This window comes from Marinomonas atlantica (assembly GCF_001639725.1).
GTDB classification, from domain to species: Bacteria; Pseudomonadota; Gammaproteobacteria; order Pseudomonadales; family Marinomonadaceae; genus Marinomonas; species Marinomonas atlantica.
This window is the reverse complement of the sequence record NZ_LTAW01000005.1, coordinates 258,140-276,538: the sequence shown is the minus strand read 5'-3', so window position 1 is coordinate 276,538 and position 18,399 is coordinate 258,140. Positions and strand designations below refer to the sequence as shown.

Below are 18,399 nucleotides of genomic sequence, written 5' to 3'. Positions count from 1 at the left end.
AATTCTCCTTAGTTAGGCCGCACTTACTTTAAAAAGGCCTACTAGACGTGAAAGCTCGTTTGCTCTAGCTTGCACTTCATAAGAATTCGCTTTCACCAAACGAATACTTGACCCCATTTGTAAAGCACTCACAGCCACATGTTGAGCATGAACACCATTTTTTTGGGTAGTAACTGATATTTGCTCGATAATTTCAAACATATCTGAAGCGACATGAGATAGGGTGTCACTGTCGTTTGATGCAGCCTCATTTTTTATCAGACTGTCATTAACATCATTGATACCTTGCTCCATGAGCGAGACCGCACGATCTGTTTCTGACTTAATGCCCTTAACAACGTTGCCTATGTCAGCGGCGGTCACAGCTGTCCGATTAGCGAGCGCGCGGACCTCATCAGCTACAACAGAGAAGCCGCGACCATATTCACCTGCACGAGCGGCTTCAATTGCTGCATTCAACGCCAACAGATTAGTTTGACTGGTAATGTCGGTTATTTCATCAACAAACCTCCCAACTTCATCTGCTTGCTGACTAAGAAGATTGACAGAATCTGCTGAAGTTTGGACAACATCGCGAATGGTTTCAGTGCTTTGACGCACTAAAATGTATTGCTTGTGAGCACCATGAACTGCTTGCTCCATAGTGGCTTTCATAACGCCAACACTTTCGCTAGCATTCTCGACATAGCCGTTTTGAGATTGCACAACGTCTAATGACTCACTCGCAGCATTCTGCACTGCTTCTGAAGCTAGCGAGGCCTCTTCATTAGAGTTTGCCATTTGTTGCGTTAACACAGTAACTTGTTTTGCAGACATAATGACCTCACCTACTATCTGATCCAAATTATCAACGAAACTGTTTATCCACCTACCTAGGAGCCCAGCTTCATTAGGCGGCAACCGAGAAACATCCATTCTTTGTGTCAAATTTCCTTCCCCTTCAGCAAGCCCACGAATGACCTTAGCCATCCCTCCGAGCTGCCTTGAAAGTTTCGCTGGACCTTGCGCTGAAAATATTAAAGACAGTAAAAAAGCTAGTGCCGTTGAAATACCTAAAGACGCAAAAATAGGTAAGCTAGTAAAAGCATTTAAGCTAAATTGGACACCCAATGTCAGTAACATACAGCCCCAATACATACGCATCATAGTGTATTTGACAGACCTTGGGCGATAGACTTCTTCTACATCGGCCTCACACATCATTCCCCAGCGATCGTCAGAGCCCTTCAACGAAAAAGTAATGCCCTTTCCAATTACTGGAACGTGACGATAGTCTGAGTAGCCTGGGTATTTTACAAAGAGATTGCTACCGTTTTTTATCGTTTCACGCACTCCAGGATGCAGCTGTCCAGTGGCAGGATCAGTAAACATAACTTCTAGCTCTGTATGAGCTTTAATTTTCACAGTTCCGTATGCAGTAGTAACACCTTGTTTTAAATTTTCACCAAGAAAAAAAGTATCATCTTCAAAACGTGAACGACTTAAAGCAACGCCTGGTTTTAAATTCTGATCGAATGTTGACTTCACCATGAACAAGTAATTATCGCCAGATTCACTGAAAACATGACCTGCTTCACGCTGAATAAGATCGCTAAACACATCGTTAGGAATGCGAACTATAAGGAACATTACTTCCTGATCATAAATAACTGGTTGATAAAACATCATCGTCATTTGATCATGAAACTTTGATGTTGTGCCCCCAAGTTCAAGAGTTATCGAGTCAGGATATGGACCATGAAGAAAAGGTTTATATTTTGCTCGCTCAAGGGCTTTTGGTTGATCATGTTTTTGGCCATTTCGAGAAGCTACTGTGGAATGAAAAATGATGCCGTCATGAATCAAAGCAATTTCAGATGCTTCTGGTAGCGATTCAGATACCTTCTCTAGCGTACTGCTAATGTAGCTTTTATCTACTTTAGGTAAAGTTTGGGATGTTTGTTCTAAACGCTCCCAGACATTATTTGTGAATTGCTTTAATAATCTAACACGGGTATCGGCCACCCCTTCAAACGTCATTTCTATGTCTTTATAAGCCTTCCTATTTAAAAAACAACTCCACCCTAAATTCACCTTTCCGTTTGGACCGAACCACTTAAGCCATTTTTTTTCAGATCGACTTAGTGCCATCGCATCACTAACTAATTGCGTCATAGTTCACCCTTCTATGGTTTTATAATTGTTTCCGCTCTCTTAAGTGGAGCTATCATTTGTAAGAGCAAAACGCATACCACAACCCCGAATAGGTAAACCTACCGATTTAAGCACTATTATCAGAATAAAACACATTCACCAAGTAACACTATCTCAACAGAACTAAACTCTAGATAAAGCTCTATTATCAGAAAGAAGCCCATCCATTCACACAATTTATAACAGAAAGTAAGGCCATGATTTTCCTAAAAAAAGGCAATACAAATTATTCATTATTTAAAATCGTCCTTGATGCACCAAATATGACCACTAAAGTCGTTTTCTTGCACTTTTTGGTGTCATCACGAAATTTTAGTTGTATCACTTGCCCTCCCTTAGTACATGAAATTTTAGACTATACTTAAAGTGTGCCTAAGCTGTATAAGGAACAAGTACATGACGTTAAGCAAATCTGCATTATTGTTATCTGGCGGTGGTGCCCGTGGTGCATATCAGATTGGTGTTTTACAAGGCGTAGCAAAAATAGCTCCCCATCATCAGACTCTGCCTTTTCAAATCTTATGTGGTACCTCTGCCGGTGCCCTAAATGCAGCTTTACTAGCGACAAGAGCCAACAATTTTAAACATGGTGTTCGACAACTTTCCTATATTTGGCGCAATTTAACCACCGAACAAGTTTATCAAGTAAGCCGCTGGCCGATTGCTTCTTCAATAACTCGCAGCATTGCCAATATTTTTCTAAACCAAAGAAACGGCAGCCAACTCTCTCTGATGGTGAATAGACCGCTGGAAGCACTACTGCGCAAACATTTAAACTTAGACGACGTATCGATCGCGTTAAATCAACGCTTACTAGAAACGCTTGCGATAACGGCTATTAACTACTCGAACGGTAACTCTACAACTTTTTATCAGTCATCCAATACGAACATTGGAGATTGGCAGAGCGCGCGTAAGACCGGTGTAAAACAAGCTATCTCTATCGAGCATTTACTCGCCTCAAGCGCAATTCCTGGCATATTTCCATCACAGAAAGTGGGTGATCATTATTATGGCGATGGAGCCGTCCGACTTGGCTCAATCATTCAACCTGCGATACGCTTAGGAGCGGAGAAACTGTTTATCATTGGGGTTAGCGACAATAGACAAGCAAAAGACTGGAATTACTTAAAAGATAATCAAAATAGTTTGCAGCCCTCAATCGTACAAGTGCTCGGCCAACTCTTTAACAGTGCTTTTTTGGATACCGTCGATGACGATATAACTCACATAGAAACCCTTAATCGACTGCTCTCTCTGGTACCTGAAGATAAGCGTCCAGCCGATTTACCCTTGCGTAAAACACTGGTAATCTCGCCATCAAAAGGTCTCAACGTGATAGCAAATGAACATTTGGACTCTTTACCCAGACACATCCAAAAACTACTCAGAACCGCAAGTGGCAACCAAACTGGCAACGCATCATCAGCTGCTAGCTACCTTCTTTTTACACCAGAGTATTGCTCTGCTTTGATAGATTTAGGCTACAAAGATGCGATGTGGCAACAAGATAAGATTCTAGATTTCTTCAGTGATTAGACACAAAAAAGGCAGCCTTAGGCTGCCTTTTGGACATCATTTAATCGCTTTATGACTATAGCGTTAAACGACGCACATCGCTTAGCAAAGCATTTAGATACGTCATAAATCGACCCGCATCCGCTCCGTTAACAGCACGGTGGTCGTAAGACAAGCACAATGGAAGCATTGTACGTGGCTCAAACTCTTTACCGTTCCAACGAGGCTCTACATCAGCTTTAGATACACCAAGAATACCCACTTCAGGCGTGTTAACAATTGGTGTGAAGCCTGTGCCACCCATAGCTCCAAGGCTAGAAATAGTGAAACAGCCGCCTTGCATATCAGCAGGTTTCAATTGTTTTCCAAGCGCTTTCTTGATCAACTCACCAGCTTCTGCAGCAATTTGAACAACAGACTTCTTGTCAACATCACGCAATACTGGAACAACAAGACCCACAGGAGAATCCACTGCAATACCAATGTGCACATATTTCTTCTGCACGACACTTTCGCCGTCTGCATGAAGAGATACATTGAATGCAGGGTTCTTAACTAACGCTTGCGCAACAGCTTTGATCATAAATGGAAGTGGCGTCAATTTAACACCTTGTTTCTCCATTTCAGGTTTCAAGCTCTTACGGAATTCTTCTAGATCTGTAATATCCGCTTTATCGAACTGAGTTACATGAGGAACATTCAGCCAAGAGCGAGTCATATTGAATGACGTAAGCTTTTGAATCTTACTCAGTTTCACCACTTCAACTTCACCGAATTGACCAAAATCAATTTCAGGTACGCGTGGAATACCAGCACCATCAGATGTTGCTGATGCAACAGGTGTAGAAGACGCTTTTTGAACCGCTGCTTTTACATAAGCATGCAAATCTTCTTTCGTGATACGACCGCGAGGGCCAGTTGCACGAACTAACGATAGGTCGACACCTAACTCTCGAGCGAGCAAGCGTACTGCAGGTCCAGCGTGTACTTTTTTGCTTGGTGAAGACAACACTGCACCTTGATCGGCTGATGCTGACTCTTTGGCAGCGGCTTGCTTAGGTGCTGAAGCCTCTGATTTAGAAGATTCTTGCTTAGCAGAAGACTGTTTCGGCGCTGAAGCTTTCTTAGCTGGCGCTGAAGCACCTACCACTTCCAACTCAAGAATCAAGGCACCTTCAGATACTTTGTCTCCCTCTTTAATCGATACAGATTTAACCGTACCTGATTTAGGAGCCGGAATATCCATTGACGCTTTATCTGTCTCAAGAACGATGATTGAATCACCCTCTTCAACTTTATCGCCAACTGCGACGCTTACTTCAATCACATCAACGTCTGTTGCACCACCAATGTCTGGAACATTGACAGACTCAACACCACCTGATTGGGCAGGTTCATCATCTGATTCTTGTGACTCAGACTCTGTTTCTGCGTCAGCGTTTGAAGCGTTATCTTGTACTTCAGCTTCTGGCTCAGCGTCCACTTCACCTTCTGCCATTAGCACAAGTATTTCGTCGCCTTCAGAAACGGTATCGCCTTCCTTGATTAGTAGTTTAGAAACTTTGCCCGTCGTAGGTGCAGGAATATCCATAGAGGCTTTATCAGTTTCAAGAACAATGATGGAATCACCCTCTTGAACTTCGTCACCCTCAGCAACACAAACTTCGATAACATCCACACCTGTTGCACCACCAATATCTGGGACTGAAACAGTTTGCTCAGACGTTTCTGTTGCAGCAGACTTCTGGGCTGGTTGCTTTTCTTGTGCTGGTGCTTCTTCAGCAGGCTCAGATGACGCTTCTTTAGTGTCTTCAGACGTTGATTCACTGCCTTCAACCTCAAGTGTCAAGACGTCACTGCCTTCAGAAACAGTATCACCCTCTTTGACAGAGATCGCTGTTACTTTACCTGCCATTGGAGACGGGACGTCCATAGACGCTTTGTCTGTCTCTAAAACAATAATTGATTGGTCAACTTCAATAATGTCGCCAACTTGCACGCTAACTTCGATTACATCGACGTCAGTCGCGCCACCAATATCCGGTACTCGAATAATTTCAGTACTCACGGAAATCTCCTTTGTCGTATAGACGCATCAAACTTTAACTCACTGAGCCGATCTTAGATCGACTCAGTCCCGATTAATCCGCTAATTAGCAGGTAACTGGGTTTGGCTTGTTAGGATCCAAGTCAAATTTGCTGATTGCTTCAGCCACGATTTCAGCTTTTACTTTGCCGTCTTTCGCTAAAGCACTCAACGCAGAAACCACTACCCAGTAACGGTTCACTTCGAAGAAGTGACGAAGTTTTGCACGGGTGTCGCTTCGACCAAAGCCATCAGTACCAAGAACATTATAAGTACCGTTTACAAATGGACGAATTTGATCTGCATAAAGTTTAATGTGGTCAGTTGACGCAATTACTGGACCCTTGCCACCTAAACACTGCTCAACGTAAGAAAGGCGTGCGTCTTCTGTCGGGTGAAGCATAGACCAACGTGTCGCGTCTAAACCTTCACGACGCAATTCATTGAAAGATGTCACACTCCATACATCAGAATTAACACCAAACTCTTCACTTAAGATTTCAGCGGCTGCTTCTACTTCTCGCAGAATGACACCAGCACCTAGAAGCTGAACAGTTTCTTTGTTGCCTTTTTTCTCAACAGATTTAAGCTTGTACATACCCTTCAGAATGCCTTCTTCGACACCTTCAGGCATATCAGGGTGTTCGTAGTTTTCATTCATTACTGTTAGGTAATAGAAAACACTTTCACGCTCTTCATACATGCGACGTAAGCCGTCTTGTACGATAACAGCAACTTCGTATGAATATGTAGGGTCATAAGAAATACAGTTAGGAATCGTACCCGCAAGGATATGCGAGTGACCATCTTCATGCTGTAGACCTTCGCCGTTAAGCGTTGTTCGCCCAGCTGTAGCACCCAGTAGGAAGCCACGAGCCTGTGAGTCACCTGCTGCCCAAGCTAAGTCACCAATACGTTGGAAACCAAACATTGAGTAGTAGATGTAGACAGGGATCATTGGATAGTTACTGTTACTGTATGAAGTAGCCAATGCTAACCAAGCAGACATAGCACCTGCTTCGTTGATACCTTCTTGAAGAATCTGACCTTTTTCAGACTCTTTGTAGAACATTACTTGCTGATGATCATGCGGTGTGTAGCGCTGACCTGCAGCTGAGTATATGCCTAGCTGGCGGAACATGCCTTCCATACCAAAGGTACGCGCTTCGTCTGCAACAATCGGTACAACACGCTTGCCAATGCCTTTGTGTTTAACCATGTTGTTCAAACAACGAACAAACGCCATAGTCGAAGAAATTTCGCGACCATTCGTGCCTTTCAACTGAGCTTTAAAGTCTTCAAGTGATGGCACATCAAGTGCTTCACAATCCTTACGACGAACTGGGAAGTCACCATGAAGCTCCTGACGACGAGCGCGCAAGTACTTCATTTCTGGGCTATCTTCAGCAGGACGATAATAAGGCAGATCTTTTAATTCATCATCACTGATCGGGATACCAAACTTATCACGGAATTGAGCAAGAGACTCTTCATCCAGCTTCTTAGTTTGGTGAGCAGTATTCTGCGCTTCTGCAGCTTTGAACATGCCGTAACCTTTAACGGTCTGGGCAAGGATAACCGTCGGCTTACCTTTAGTAGAGGTTGCCTCTGCATATGCTGCATAGACTTTATATGGATCGTGACCACCACGGTTAAGATTCATAATGTCATCGTCAGACAAATCTTTAACCATTTCTAACAGCTCTGGATATTTACCAAAGAAGTGTTCACGCGTGTACGCACCGCCATTTGCTTTATAATTCTGCAATTCGCCGTCACATACTTCGTCCATACGTTTTTGAAGAAGACCTTTGTCATCTTTTTCAAATAGCGGGTCCCAATGACGACCCCATAGACATTTAACTACGTTCCAACCAGCACCACGGAAAACGCCTTCAAGCTCTTGAACGATTTTACTGTTACCACGAACAGGGCCATCAAGACGCTGAAGGTTACAGTTGATTACGAAGATCAAGTTATCAAGTTTTTCGCGACCAGCTAAAGCGATAGCGCCTAGTGATTCTGGTTCATCACACTCGCCATCACCTAAGAATGCCCATACTTTTCTGTCACCTTGATTGACAAGTTCACGGCTGTTTTGATACTTCATAACGTGAGCTTGGTAAATCGCCTGTAGTGGCCCAAGCCCCATTGATACCGTAGGGAACTGCCAGTATTCAGGCATCAACCATGGGTGTGGGTACGAAGACAGGCCGTTGCCATCCACTTCACGACGGAAGTTGTCCATTTGCTCTTCAGTTAAACGACCTTCAATAAAAGAACGTGCGTAAATACCTGGAGAGATATGACCTTGGAAGAACACCATGTCGGCTTCTTGGGTTTCGCTTGAACCACGGAAGAAGTGGTTGAACGCGATATCGTACAAAGTAGCTGCAGATGAGAAACTCGTAATGTGGCCGCCCAAAGTAGAATCTACTCGGTTAGCTTTCATTACCATCGCCAATGCGTTCCAGCGAATAATAGAACGAATGCGACGTTCCATGAACAAGTCACCTGGTAGAGGTTTCTCGTTTTGTGGCGCAATAGTATTACGGTATGGCGTAGTAATTGAAGCAGGCATTGGAGTGCCTGATTTAACAGCTTCTTTACTTAGGCGATCCAGAATATACTGGGCACGTTCAGGACCTTCTTCTCGAAGGACAGACTCGAGCGCATCGACCCACTCTTTTGTTTCAGTAGGATCGATATCTTCGAGGATATGCTGCTCCGTCATAGTGTTTATAACCCCCGCTATAAGAACAGATCTCAAACCCCTAGGCACATTTGGTTGTTTAGTAGCCTAAGAGTAGTTTAAACAGACATTTCGAGCTCGCATACTGCGCGAGCCCAGCCGATACTTAAAGTTTATAAAGTAACCTAATCTTTGTTGCTTATTAAACTTAAGCTTGATCGCGAACAAGCTTTGTTATTCTAGTTAGATGCTCTTCGTTATCATATCGACCACTCATCATCTTGAGTTAGCCTATTTCCGTATTTTAAGTTTGATTAACAAACTTTTTGCCCTGATCAATTTCTGCACACTGTTGCGTATTACAGAAGATTAAACTTGGCGTTAACTGATACCACTTTAACAGCTTCAGCAAAGCTGATGAATACTGAAGTTACCTGCTTCCGTTGCCCGATCTACATGCGTAAGCGTGCGTCGCAGTGGCCGTTATTCCCGTGAGTTGGTACAAAAATCGGACCTAAGATTACCATCTAATGCCACTAAGGAATAGATACTGATGTAAAGATACTGTCTTAAGCACGTTAAACAAGCGTTCAAAGTGATTGTTTTTCGTACAAAAAGAGCACTTTTATAGATACTACAGTAGGTATTCATGGCCTATTTACGATGCAAATACCAACCATAACTAATATTTATTATGATTGATATCACCTCATTTTTTAACAAATGTTACAAAACCTATTTCTAAACTGACTAAAGTCTTGATACTCGTTACAATTACAACAAAATTTCAAGCGCATTAACTGGACATTTAAATGACCCTCCTTTCTGAGCAACTTAAAAAACACATTCAACAACATGTAGAAATCGCTTTAAAAGAAGATATTGGTTCTGGCGATATCACTGCACAACTCATTCCTGAATCAAATACTTTAGTCGCGCAAGTACTGACGCGCGAACCCGCCGTGCTTTGTGGTCAGGCTTGGGCCAATGAAGTGTTTGAACAGCTTGATCCAAGTGTTGAAGTTCAGTGGCTGGCTAAAGAAGGCGCTGATCTTGAAGCAAACCAAGCATTTCTTAAGCTAAAAGGGAATGCGCGCAGCATTTTAACTGGGGAGCGTACAGCGCTTAACTACATCCAAATGCTGTCTTACACCGCTACTATTTCACGTCAATACGCACGGTTAGTAGAAAATCAGTCGTTAACGATCTTAGATACCCGCAAAACGATCCCTAGTTTTCGTTTGGCTCAAAAATACGCCATTGCCGTAGGGGGCGCATCTAATCATCGTGTTGGCTTATATGATGCTTTCTTGATTAAAGAAAACCATATCATGGCTGCAGGCTCAATTACGGCAGCAGTTGAAAAAGCGAAGCAAGTTGCACCTGGCAAACCGATAGAAGTTGAAACTGAGAATCTTCAGGAAGTTGAACAGGCTGTAGCCGCAGGTGCTAACATCATAATGCTAGATAATTTTTCTTTATCGGACATGAAAACAGCCGTAGACACTTTCTCACCTAAAGTGAAATTTGAAGCATCTGGTAACATGACAGATCAACATATCAAAGATGTGTCTCTCACTGGTGTCGACTTTATTTCTGTAGGCGCGCTAACGAAGCATATTCAGGCGATTGATTTATCCCTTCGAGTTATTGAGGAAAACATATAAATATGCAGCAGATATTAGTCGTCAATTGCGGCAGTTCCTCTCTAAAATTCGCCATAATGGACGGTACTGATAACCCGCCTATTTTAGAAGGTATTGCCGAACGTTTAGGGTCAGAGCATAGTGCCATATCATTTAAGTATGCTGGCAATAAAACAGTGCAAGCACTGCATGATCATGACCATCGCGGTGCAGTTACAGCCATAAAACATTGGATCGACTCTAATACCGATTTAGCACTAAACATTGTTGGTGTAGGTCATAGAGTGGTTCACGGTGGTGAAACTTTTAGTAACTCTGTGGTCATTGATTCTGAGGTATTAAGTGGCATAGAGCAATGCGCTCGCTTTGCCCCTCTGCACAACTTAGCTCATGTTAAAGGCATCGAAGTAGCTCAAGCACTGTTTGGTGACATTCCTCACGTCGCTGTTTTTGATACCGCATTCCACCAAACATTAGAAGCTGACCAGTATCTTTACCCAATACCAATGCGCTTATATAGAGAACACCATTTCCGAAAATATGGTTTTCATGGCACTAGCTATCGTTACATAGCACAAAAACTTGCAACCCTTGGCTCAGATTTCGCATTACAGAACACACTGGTTGCGCACTTGGGAAATGGTGCCAGTGTGTGTGCCATAAAAGCGGGTCATTCAGTTGATACGAGCATGGGCATTACGCCATTAGAAGGTCTCATGATGGGCACTAGGAGTGGTAGCTTAGATCCTAGCTTACTTGCTTTTATCAGTGATGCTGAAAAAATTTCCATGAAAGAAGCATTGGACATTTTGAATAAGGATAGTGGTTTAAAAGGCATTTCAGAAATTTCAAATGATTGCCGTACTATTGAGACTGCTCAAGCGGCAGGAGATGATCGCGCCGAGTTAGCTTTGAATATGTTTGCCTCAAGAACCGCTAAACATCTGGCTTCCGTCGCTACAAATCTAGAATCTGTTGATCATATCGTTTTTACGGGAGGGATAGGTGAGAACTCCCCAGTTATACGCGCAAAGATTTGTCAGAGGCTAGCCATGATGGGGATACATTTGGATTTACACGCAAACCAGATCAGTCCTCGTGGCGAAGTCTCATTGATAAGTGAAAATCACTGTAAAACTAATATTTGGGTTATTCCCACAAATGAAGAATTACTCATTGCACAAGATACTCTGTCTTTGATTGAGAGTTCAGCCTCGAAATAATGCGGAAAAGGGAAACGTATTCATGTCTACTAATGTTTTAATGACTGTACCTACAGGCCCTGGGGTTGGTCTCACTTCCGTATCTGTCGGTCTTGTTCGGGCCTTAGAACAACAAGGATTGAAAGCCAGTTTTTTTAAGCCCATTGCTCAACCCCACCCTGGCGACAATGGTCCTGATCGCTCCACCGCAATGGTCGCCCAAGGATCCTCATTACGACCCGCTGACCCTATCCCTCTCTATGAAGCTGAGCGGTATTTATACAACGATGCCATAGATGAGCTAATGGAAGAAGTAGTCGGCAGATTCCAAGCCAGCATTGAACCTGATTCAACCGTCATTGTTGAGGGGTTGGCGCAGATCCCAGGACACCCGTACGCCACACGACTAAATAAGGCTATTGCCCGAACCCTTGATGCAGGTATTGTTTTGGTTACAGCACCAAATGAAATGCGCGTCACAGAGCTTGAGCATCATGTGGAAATTGCGGCAGGGTCATATGGTGGCATAAAAGCTGATGATGTCATCGGATGTATACTTAACAAAACCCTGCCAGGCTCTTTGGGTATGAAGTCTTACGGTGACTCTTTCGCCAAACGCCCAATTTTCAAACGTAATTTTAGTTTGCTGGGTCAAATTCCGGTGTCGGAAGAACTTACACTGCCTCGAGTAAAAGATGTCGCTGATTTTCTGACTGCCAATATCATTAATGCTGGTGAAATGGAGTCTCGTCGTATTCACTCATACACCTTGTGTGCTCGTGGCGTTGAAAATATGCTAGAAGCACTTCGCCCAGGTGTTCTGGTTTTTACTCCTGGCGACAGAACCGATGTGATTATGGCAACGGCGATCGCAGCTTTAAACGATACAAAAATCGCTGCATTAGTACTCACTGGTGGCTATCAGCCAAGTGATGCACTAATGGCTCTTTGCGGTAAAGCAATGGCAAAAGGGCTACCAATACTGTCAGTGGATAGTAACAGCTGGGAAACAGCAATTAAGATGCAATCCTTTAATCAAGAAATCCCTTTGGATGATAAAGACCGTATTTTAACAGTAAAAGAACACATCGCGCGCTGTATTGATCATGACTGGATCAATACTTTTGCGCTAAATGACGAAGAGCGCAAACTTTCTCCTCCTGCTTTCCGATACCGTCTAATCGAACAAGCACGTGCATTGAACAAACGCATCATCTTGCCAGAAGGAGAAGAAATTCGCACAATACAAGCTGCCTCTATCTGTGCTGAGCGCGGAATTGCACGCTGTACGCTGCTAGGCAACCCAGATGAGATTCAGCGTATTGCTCAAAACAATGGCATAGATCTTAACTTTGGTGTTGAAATCATTGATCCAGATACAATACGTGATCGATACGTAGTGCCTATGGTCGCTATCCGTAAGCATAGAGGATTAACTGACATTGTGGCTCGCGAGCAATTGGAAGACAATGTAGTTCTTGGAACCATGATGTTACAGCAAGATGATGTAGATGGATTGGTATCCGGTGCAATGCACACTACCGCAAACACAATTCGTCCTTCACTGCAATTGATCAAAACATCTCCTGACGCCAGCCTCGTTTCCTCTGTCTTCTTCATGTGCTTACCAGACCAGGTGCTTGTCTATGGTGACTGCGCGATCAACCCAGATCCAAGCGCTGAACAGCTCGCCGAAATAGCCATCGAAAGCGCCATGTCAGCCAAAGCGTTTGGCATCACGCCTCGTGTGGCAATGATAAGTTATAGTACTGGAGGTTCGGGTTCTGGAAACGATGTTGACAAAGTAAGAGAAGCAACTCGCATTGCACAAGAGCGCCGCCCTGATATTTTGATTGATGGCCCTCTTCAATATGATGCTGCCATCATGGAAAAGGTAGCTAATCAAAAAGCGCCTAATAGTAAGGTGGCTGGTAAAGCGACGGTCTTCATATTCCCAGACTTGAATACTGGCAATACCACCTACAAAGCGGTTCAGCGTAGCGCCGAGGTAGTTAGCATTGGGCCAATGCTACAAGGGATTAGAAAACCGGTTAATGATCTTTCTCGTGGCGCATTAGTGGATGACATTGTCTACACTATTGCTATCACCGCGATCCAAGCAGGCCAAAAACAAAATTAATAGAATTTTATTGTTCAGAATCTAGACAAAATAGGACCATTTGAGTAAATTTAAAGTAATACTTAAATGGTCTTATTTATGTCTGGCAGCATTCAACACTCAGTAGAAGCTCAACGCTTCACTACAGAACGCTCAAACTCGAGTGGCAGTGCTTATGCGACCAATACTTCTTCTGATACTCCAGAAGAATCCACTTCTCTTACCCGCGCAAATTCAGACTACACAGTGAATGTTTCTGAAGATGCGCAAGCACTATTTGCTAAAGACCAAGAAGAGCAATCCCCGTCGTCGATGAATGACAAAACTCTATCAAAAAGTGATTCTGACGACGCTGATAAACCTTCTGACGAAAAGTCAGGGCCAACGTTGACTGATGAAGAACAGCAAGAAGTTAACGACATGAAAGCACGAGACGAGGAAGTCCGTATTCATGAACAAGCCCATGCCTCGACGGGTGGTCAATACGCTGGCAGCCCATCTTATAGCTATGAACAAGGGCCTGACGGGAAGCGCTATGTTACTGATGGTGAAGTTTCAATTGACGTAAGTCCAATAGCAAATGACCCACAAGCTACCATCGAAAAAATGCGTCAAGTATATCGTGCTGCATTAGCACCAGCAGAACCATCAAGTGCGGATCGCTCTGTCGCCAATGAAGCCCAGCAACAAATGTCTGAAGCTATGGCTGACCTTTCGAAAAAAGCACAAGGTGAAGAAGTCGACACTCGTGATAACAACACTTCAATGCGGAGCCAATCTACGCTTGCATCTGCTTATAATATCACCAAGGAGACTGTTACATCAGGATCAAACATTGACTTAGTCGCTTAAATATTAAAACTAACAAACACTTACAGGATGTAGGTGCCTAATACCATTATTGTTCATGGAGGAACTTATGGTGAAATACACGCTTTCTCATCAATCTGGGTTTACATTAATTGAGCTCATGGTCGTCATCGCGATCATTTCCATTTTGGCTTCGTTTGCCGCCCCATCCTTTGAAAAGCATATCGCTAAAGCCAATTTAGTGGATGTTCAGCTCTACGGTAATACTGTCACCAGCAATGTAGACGAATACTTACTGATCCATTCTAAATTTCCTGATGCAACTACTTTTAATACATTCAAACCTGATCATTCTTCAAATGAACTGATTAAAAGTGTGTCACTGACTAAAATCGATAATTTACAAGGCACGGTAACCATCAGCTTGAATGACGATATTGCCATACAAGAAAACCAGTTTATTCGTTTTTCTCGCGCTAATACTGGACAATGGTTATGTGACTCCACACTCGCAGATAGCTTGATTCCTAGTCACTGTAACGCCTTCTCTCAAGATTAGGGGCTAACCATGAATTTAGATCACTTAATGTCTATGTCTATTGAGAAACAAGCTTCAGACGTGCATGTATTAATACAAGATAGCGTCGCCTACATCCGGTGGCGCTGCTTTGGCCTATTGAGCGAAATGGAACCATTCATTAATGGCGCTGCACTTGCTAATAGGATCAAGATTGCAGCCGAATTAAATATTGCAGAAACTAGGCGTGTTCAAGAAGGTCAATTTAATCACCTTTACCAGAGCAAAGAATACTGCATACGTGTCAGTATTATGAACTCAGAACATGGTGAAAAGTTCGCGCTTAGGATCCTAACACCATTTATCAACCGCTCAATTGATACTCTTGGTATGAACCCTCGCACTTTAAGCGCCTTGAAACAGAACCTTACCCAACCCTATGGCTTAATATTAGTATGCGGTGCTACAGGATCCGGTAAAACAACCACTCTATATTCCTGCCTTAGTCATATAAATAATGGTTCACGCACTATTTACACAATAGAAGACCCAGTTGAACAACCAATGGCTTCCTTATATCAATTTGAGCCTAATCCGTCTTTAGACATCAGTACGCATGATTTGCTGAAAGCATTTATGCGGCAAGATCCCGATGTCATTATGGTCGGAGAAATACGAGACGCGAAAACAGCGGACTTAGCTATTTCCGCAGCCTTAACAGGTCATCTTGTTATGGCAACACTACATACCAATAGCGCCCTTAATATTGTCCATCGTTGTAAAAACTGGAATGTAGATTTTTTTGCTTTGGTTAGCACTTTGAAACTCGTCATTCATCAGTCTATGCAATACAAAAATGAGCAACAAACGCCTATTTTTAACTGCTTAAAACCTCAGTGGGATGAGCAACTTCCCTCCTGTTACGAGACACTTATCGAGCAGCCAACTTTATGGGAACACTTAGAGGGCAAAACACCATGAGATGGTTCTTCATTTCTGAACGATGTATTTTACCGTTCCAGCATAAATCTGAGGCTTATGAATTTGCTGTCGTTAATCAAACATCTCCTAAAGCGATCAAAGAAATCAACCTTAGGCCCTTTAAACCACTGACTTGTCTCCAGTGGCTAAATCAAGTCATCCGCTTATGTGAGAATGGTCACAACCTTCAAAGCGCCTTAATAACTCAAGAGCACACTAACTTTAACGCAACATCGCAGTACCAGATTATTGCGATCAGAAGCTTGCTCCATCAGGGGGAAAGCGTCTCTGTAGTTCTCAGCTTTTTTCTACCTAAAAGTATACGATTGATTGCTGCCCACATCCCCAAAGAAGGAACGGAAGAGAGCAAACTGGCCGCACTTATTGTTAGTCGGCAGGTTTTAACGAACCAAATCCAGCTAAGCCAACAGCTTCTAAAGTCACTTAATTACCCCGCGGCAATTATTCAAGCAGCACTTATATTAGCTGTGGTCAATAAGCTATTAACTCACGAATCTATTATTCAGATATCAACTGTTTGGGCTGGTATAACATGTATGACACTCGTATTTTATTACTGGGTCGGATTTGGTTACGCTTATCCTTTTTTATGCAAACATATCGCCAGTTTTCGGAAGTACAACACTTTAAGTATGTTACTGGCTTTACTAAAAAGCGGTGAACCATTGCAAAATGCTATTTCGAGGCTATGCAGTGGGAAAGACCAACTGCAGCTTTATAAGTGCATGTTGCTGCTTCGATCAGGAGCCGCAGCAGATGAAGCACTACCACACTGCTGGTTTATGAAAACCGATTTACTACAGCTAAAGCAGCTAGCAAGTAGCGGCGATCTTTATACACCAATTGAAAAAGCGATTCGATATTGGAAAGATCGCAATGAATCAATTCTAAAACGGCTCTCCCAAGCATTTCCAATCTTAGGTATAGTGATCGCTGCGGTATTCGTTACCCATACGCTCGTTGCCCTTTACGCCCCTTTAATGGATGTTAATACCTTTGGCTTTTGATATTAATTTATTGCTGTATATCGTAATGGTTCTTTGCATAGGCAGTACAATGTCCGCGTTAACATATCGCTGGCAACACCGTGCTGCGGCAGAGTGGAGAAAAGAAGCCCACGAATTTCTTGAGCTCCCCTACTACGAACCTGACCCTTTGAAATTCAGTCAAGGTCGATCATTATGTCCTAGATGTAACCGCAAAATTAAATGCCTCCATCTAATTCCACTACTTAGCTATGCATTACTTCGTGGGCGCTGCAGCCATTGCCAGCAGAGCATCTCACTTCGTTACCCCATCATAGAATTGTCGTCGGCCGCATTACTGTTACCTTTGTACTGGATGTATCCAATCTCAACGGAATTTGGCATCACTTTGATATTAGTCTGCGCATTGATCTGTGCTTTGATCATAGATGCTGAAGATTATTGGCTACCTGACGAGTGCAGTTTTGTTGTTCTCTGCTGTGCCACCCTTCTTTTTCAAATGAGAGGACATTTAGAAGTATTAGCTAACATTAGCGCAGCTTTATTTGCCTACTTTTTTATTTTTTCTTTGCGGTATATTTTTTTAAAGTTACGAAACGTAGAAGCCATTGGTTTAGGTGATGCTAAGTTGTTGGCCGTTTTGGTATATTGGCTCGGTTTTTCAGCATTTACTCCTATCCTGCTACTTGCTTCTGTCTTAGGACTGATGGGCGCATTAGTCATGAGAAAGAGACTAAGTAGCAAAATTCCTTTTGGCCCATACTTAATTACCGCGGCACTTGGCTATTTTTATTTAGGATATTTTTTGTGAAAACAACATTAATTGGCTTAACTGGTGGAATTGGCTCAGGAAAAAGTACAGCAGCACTCCTTTTTGCTGAACTAGGCATTGAGTTTGTCGATGCTGATAACGTAGCAAGAGAAGTAGTTGAGCCAGGTGAGAACTGCTTAAAGCAGATACATGATCATTTCGGGTCTCACATTTTACAGAGTGATGGCCGTTTAAATAGAAGTGCTTTGCGAGATGTCATTTTTAAAAATCCAAACGAACGAGCTTGGCTAGAGTCAATTACACATCCAGCCATTCGTGAACGCCTGTTAAAACACATTGAATCGTTGAAGGGTACATACGCGCTTTTGGTTCATCCACTACTTTTTGAAACATCTCAACATACCCTTTGCCAATACACCATCGCGCTGAATGTTCCTCGTAGTCTACAATTAGATAGGGTTGTTGCACGTGATCACAACAGCAAAGCTCAAGTTGAGCGGATTTTAGATAGCCAACTAAGTAACGAGGACCGTTGTAGTAGAGTCGATTTTATCTTGGAAAACACTGGTAACAGCGCAGATTTGAGTGTTAAAGTCGGTATGTTACATAATAAATTAATGACACTACTAACAAGAACTTAATGGAAACGAAAACACTAATTGCATGCCCAACGTGTGGCAAAAAATCACCTTGGTCAACTGAAAATAAAGATCGCCCTTTTTGTAGTTCACGATGCAAACTGATAGATTTGGGTGAATGGGCTAGCGAAAGTTATACAATTCCGCAACAGACCTCGGATGAAGATGAAATCTTTTCAGAAGACCTTGTTGCCAACCCTAATAAGTCCTTCTTATAA

14 protein-coding genes are annotated in these 18,399 nt (G+C 42.9%); 11 read left to right on the top strand and 3 right to left on the bottom strand.

Annotated elements, in window-relative coordinates; genetic code table 11:
- Nucleotides 1–12 precede the first annotated feature (12 nt).
- Nucleotides 13–2,154, bottom strand: a complete 2,142-nt coding sequence (locus AYW75_RS10995; protein ID WP_067099370.1) for a methyl-accepting chemotaxis protein — start codon at nucleotides 2,152–2,154, stop codon at nucleotides 13–15.
- 435 nt (nucleotides 2,155–2,589) lie between these two features.
- On the opposite strand from AYW75_RS10995, the gene AYW75_RS10990 reads away from it, so the two are divergent.
- Entirely contained in the window at nucleotides 2,590–3,732 is a 1,143-nt protein-coding gene (locus AYW75_RS10990) for a patatin-like phospholipase family protein (RefSeq protein WP_067099368.1), read from the top strand.
- Between the two features lie 55 nt (nucleotides 3,733–3,787).
- Here the strand turns inward: AYW75_RS10990 and aceF are convergent, their stop codons facing one another.
- Together aceF and aceE are read right to left on the bottom strand one after the other, a co-directional pair.
- On the bottom strand, nucleotides 3,788–5,779 hold the full coding sequence (gene aceF, locus AYW75_RS10985; protein ID WP_067099366.1) for a dihydrolipoyllysine-residue acetyltransferase: 1,992 nt from the start codon (nucleotides 5,777–5,779) through the stop codon (nucleotides 3,788–3,790).
- 85 nt (nucleotides 5,780–5,864) lie between these two features.
- The gene (aceE, locus tag AYW75_RS10980; RefSeq protein WP_067099364.1) at nucleotides 5,865–8,531 is read right to left on the bottom strand and encodes a pyruvate dehydrogenase (acetyl-transferring), homodimeric type; all 2,667 of its coding nucleotides are present in this window, start codon (nucleotides 8,529–8,531) and stop codon (nucleotides 5,865–5,867) included.
- A 770-nt stretch (nucleotides 8,532–9,301) separates the two neighbouring features.
- Here aceE and nadC point away from each other — a divergent pair.
- The 10 genes from nadC to yacG all read left to right on the top strand — a co-directional run bounded on the left by nadC (nucleotide 9,302) and on the right by yacG (nucleotide 18,399).
- Entirely contained in the window at nucleotides 9,302–10,156 is an 855-nt protein-coding gene (gene nadC, locus AYW75_RS10975; protein ID WP_067099362.1) for a carboxylating nicotinate-nucleotide diphosphorylase, read from the top strand.
- A gap of 2 nt (nucleotides 10,157–10,158) precedes the next feature.
- Entirely contained in the window at nucleotides 10,159–11,358 is a 1,200-nt protein-coding gene (locus AYW75_RS10970; protein ID WP_067099360.1) for an acetate/propionate family kinase, read from the top strand.
- 22 nt (nucleotides 11,359–11,380) lie between these two features.
- On the top strand, nucleotides 11,381–13,477 hold the full coding sequence (pta, locus tag AYW75_RS10965) for a phosphate acetyltransferase (protein ID WP_067099358.1): 2,097 nt from the start codon (nucleotides 11,381–11,383) through the stop codon (nucleotides 13,475–13,477).
- Nucleotides 13,478–13,555: 78 nt separating this feature from the next.
- Nucleotides 13,556–14,308 (top strand): putative metalloprotease CJM1_0395 family protein, encoded by a 753-nt coding sequence (locus AYW75_RS10960; protein WP_082856501.1) that lies wholly within the window; start codon nucleotides 13,556–13,558, stop codon nucleotides 14,306–14,308.
- A 67-nt stretch (nucleotides 14,309–14,375) separates the two neighbouring features.
- Entirely contained in the window at nucleotides 14,376–14,825 is a 450-nt protein-coding gene (locus tag AYW75_RS10955; RefSeq protein WP_067099354.1) for a pilin, read from the top strand.
- 9 nt (nucleotides 14,826–14,834) lie between these two features.
- Nucleotides 14,835–15,764, top strand: a complete 930-nt coding sequence (locus tag AYW75_RS10950; protein WP_067099353.1) for a GspE/PulE family protein — start codon at nucleotides 14,835–14,837, stop codon at nucleotides 15,762–15,764.
- Nucleotides 15,734–16,792 (top strand): type II secretion system F family protein, encoded by a 1,059-nt coding sequence (locus tag AYW75_RS10945; RefSeq protein WP_156490845.1) that lies wholly within the window; start codon nucleotides 15,734–15,736, stop codon nucleotides 16,790–16,792. The genes AYW75_RS10950 and AYW75_RS10945 overlap by 31 nt, the downstream gene beginning before the upstream one ends.
- Nucleotides 16,782–17,582, top strand: a complete 801-nt coding sequence (locus AYW75_RS10940; RefSeq protein WP_197478944.1) for a prepilin peptidase — start codon at nucleotides 16,782–16,784, stop codon at nucleotides 17,580–17,582. The genes AYW75_RS10945 and AYW75_RS10940 overlap by 11 nt, the downstream gene beginning before the upstream one ends.
- Nucleotides 17,579–18,184, top strand: a complete 606-nt coding sequence (gene coaE / locus AYW75_RS10935) for a dephospho-CoA kinase (protein ID WP_067099347.1) — start codon at nucleotides 17,579–17,581, stop codon at nucleotides 18,182–18,184. The genes AYW75_RS10940 and coaE overlap by 4 nt, the downstream gene beginning before the upstream one ends.
- Entirely contained in the window at nucleotides 18,184–18,399 is a 216-nt protein-coding gene (gene yacG / locus AYW75_RS10930; RefSeq protein WP_067099346.1) for a DNA gyrase inhibitor YacG, read from the top strand. Before coaE ends, yacG begins: the two co-directional genes overlap by 1 nt.